At 70.8% G+C, this 2,766-nt stretch carries 1 protein-coding gene; it reads right to left on the bottom strand.

The annotated features are described in order from the left end of the window. On the bottom strand, nucleotides 1-2,766 hold a 2,766-nt coding region (locus FB157_RS46935), incomplete at both ends, for a type I polyketide synthase (protein WP_145887967.1).

Here is a 2,766-nt window from a genome sequence, read left to right as displayed (position 1 = left end):
CATACCCACGATCACCACCGGGTCATCAGCCACCACCGACCTCACCGGCACCAGCTCCGCCGACTCAACCTCCCCACCGAACAACTCGTCGAGGACGAACCCGGTCAGCGCGTCGGCCGTCGGGTAGTCGAAGACGACCGTCGTCGGCAGGCGCAGGCCGCTGACCGTGCCGAGGCGGTTGCGGAGTTCGACCGCCGTGAGAGAGTCGAAGCCGAGCTCCTGGAAGGCTCGCGTGGGGTCGATCGAGTCCGAACCGGTGTGTCCGAGCACGGCGGCGATCTGAGTCCGTACAAGAGCGAGCACTTCTTCGCGCCGTTCGGCCTCGCGCAGCCCGGTCAGCCGCTGGGCCAGACCTGCGGCCGTGGCCGTCCCGACGGCCGTACCACGCGCCGGGCGTGAACGGATCAGACCGCGCAGCAGCGCGGGGACTTCGCCGTGCGCCCGGATGGCGCCGAAGTCCAGGCGCACCGGCAGCGTCACCGGCCGGCCGACGGCCAACGCGGCGTCGAAAAGCGCCAGTCCCAGTTCAGGCGTGATGGCGGGCATGCCCAGTCGGGCGATGCGCTCTACCTCTGCAGTGCTCAGTTCGCCCGTCATGCCTTCGGTCTGAGCCCAAGGTCCCCAGGCCAGCGACACGCTCGGCAGGCCGGCCGCTCGTCGGTACTGGGCCAAGCCGTCGAGAAAGGCGTTGCCCGCCGCGTAGTTGGCCTGCCCGATGCTGCCGAAGGTCGCAGCCACCGAGGAGAAGACGACGAACGCGGAAAGGTCGAGGTCCTTGGTGGCCTCGTGGAGGTTCCAGGCCGCGTCGACCTTGGGCCGCAGCACGGTGGCCAGCCGCTCGGGGGTGAGGGAGGCGACGACGCCGTCGTCGAGCACGCCCGCGCTGTGGACCACGGCCCGTACCGGATGGCGGGCGATCAGGGTGGCCAGAGCCATTCGGTCGGCCAGGTCACATGCCTCGACCGCGACGCGCGCGCCCTGGTCCTGAAGCTCGGCGACCAGTTCTTCGGTGCCCGGCGCCGCGGGACCGCGCCGGCTCACGAGCAGCAGGTCCCGTACGCCGTGCTCGGTGACAAGATGCCGGGCGATCGTCCGGCCCAGACCACCCGTACCGCCCGTGACGAGAACTGTCCCCGCACCGTCCCACAACGGTTGGGGCGCCTGGAGCGCGGAGCTTCGGGCCAACCGGGCAGCCAGCACTTCACCGTCCCGGACCGCCAGCTGCGGCTCGTCCGAACCCAGCACGCGCGGCAGCATCCGCGCCGCGTCCTCGCCATCGAGGTCCACCAGACCGAACCGTCCCGGGTGCTCGGACTGCGCCGACCGCACCAGACCCCACACCGCGGCACCGGCCAGATCCGCGCCGGTCGTGGCACCAGATGTCACGAACACCAGGCGGGAGTCGACGAACCGCTCCTCGGCCAGCCATGACTGCACCAGCTCCAGCACTCGCGAGGTCACAGCGTGCACCGATCCCACCACGTCGTCGACGTGGGCGGATTCGATCCGTACGACGACCACGGCGGCCGGCTCGACCGGCAAAGCGTCCAGGCCGCACTCCACGTAGGAGACCGGCTCCTCGCTCGTAACCCGCACCGGAGACCACTCCGGTGCGAACAGGGAGTCCCGGATGTGGGCGTTGGCGGAGCCCAGCTGTTCGGCCGACACCGGGCGAGTGACCAGGGACCTGACCGTTGCGACCGGTGTTCCCGCGGTGTCCGCGACCGCCACCGACACGGCGCCATCGTCGCTCCGTGACAACCGGACCCTGACGGACGAGGCCCCGACGGCATGCAGCGTCACTCCTGACCAGGAGAACGGCACCCTTCCCTGCCCCGGTTCTTCGTCGCCGGTGAAGACCGATGCGTGCAGCGCGGCGTCGAGAAGTGCCGGGTGTACGCCGAACGCCTCGGCGTGCGCGTCGTCGGGCAATGCGACTTCGGCGAACACCTCGTGGCCGAGCCGCCAGGCAGCGGTGAGCCCCTGGAACACCGGGCCGTACCCGAACCCGGCCTCCAGGAAGGTCTCGTACGTGCCGGTCACGTCCAGCACCTCGGCCCCAGCCGGCGGCCACATCGCGGTGTCGAACGAAGAGGGCGCGGCGGTCGCAGGCGCGATCAGGCCACTGGCGTGCTGTGTCCACCCGCCCTCGCCTCCGTGATCGGGGCGGGAGTGCACCCTCACGGCTCGACGGCCGAACTCGTCGAGTCCGCCCACCCACACCTGCACCCGTACACCACCCGACTCGGGCAGCACGAGCGGTGCGGAGAGAGTCAGTTCCTCCACCGCTCCGCAGCCGACCTCGTCACCCGCCCGCAGGGCCAGCTCGACCAGGGCTGTGCCCGGCACGAGAACGGAGCCCATCACCTCGTGATCCGCAAGCCACGGGTGCGACTGCAGCGACAGACGGCCCGTGAGCAAGAACCCGTCCGTGTCGACCAGTTCAACGGCGGCACCCAGGAGCGGGTGCCCAGCCGGTTCGAGGCCGGCGGAGCTGACATCCCCGCCTCGGACGAACGGCGCAGCGGGCCAGTAACGCTGGTGCTGGAAGGGGTAGGTCGGCAGGTCGACGTGCTGGGCACCCGTGCCGGTGAAGACAGCCGTCCAGTCGACCTTGGCGCCGTCGACGTAGAGGCGGGCCAGGGCCTGGAGGGTGGTCGTCTCCTCGTCGCGGTCCTTGCGGAGCACCGCGGCGAATACGGCATCGGCGTCGGCGGACTCGGCCGCCATCGCGGTCAGGACACCGTCCGGGCCGAGTTCCAGGAA

It is taken from the genome of Streptomyces sp. BK340 (assembly GCF_007827595.1).
GTDB lineage: Bacteria > Actinomycetota > Actinomycetes > Streptomycetales > Streptomycetaceae > Streptomyces.
This window is presented reverse-complemented; position numbering and strand designations above follow the sequence as displayed.